The sequence below is a fragment of the Paracoccus wurundjeri genome (genome assembly GCF_030678915.1).
Lineage (GTDB): Bacteria > Pseudomonadota > Alphaproteobacteria > Rhodobacterales > Rhodobacteraceae > Paracoccus > Paracoccus onubensis_A.
Genome location: NZ_JAUUTZ010000073.1, coordinates 1 through 218, shown reverse-complemented (window position 1 = coordinate 218; position 218 = coordinate 1). Strand labels below are relative to the sequence as shown.

Annotated in this window: 1 pseudogene; it reads left to right on the top strand. The window is 81.2% G+C overall.

Annotated elements, in window-relative coordinates:
• Positions 1 to 100, top strand: a pseudogene (locus tag Q0601_RS24665) (YggS family pyridoxal phosphate-dependent enzyme); the annotation flags it as partial.
• Positions 101 to 218 lie beyond the last annotated feature (118 nt).

Sequence of the window (218 nt, the reverse complement as noted above, 5' to 3'; positions counted from 1 at the left end):
GTCAATGGGGATGAGTGCGGATTTCGAAGCCGCAATTGCCGAGGGCGCGACTCATGTGCGCGTCGGTTCGGCGATATTCGGGGCGCGGGATTACGGGTAGCCGGAATCGGGGGGGGGGGGGGGGGGGGGGGGGGGGGGGGGGGGGGGGGGGGGGGGGGGGGGGGGGGGGGGGGGGGGGGGGGGGGGGGGGGGGGGGGGGGGGGGGGGGGGGGGGGGGG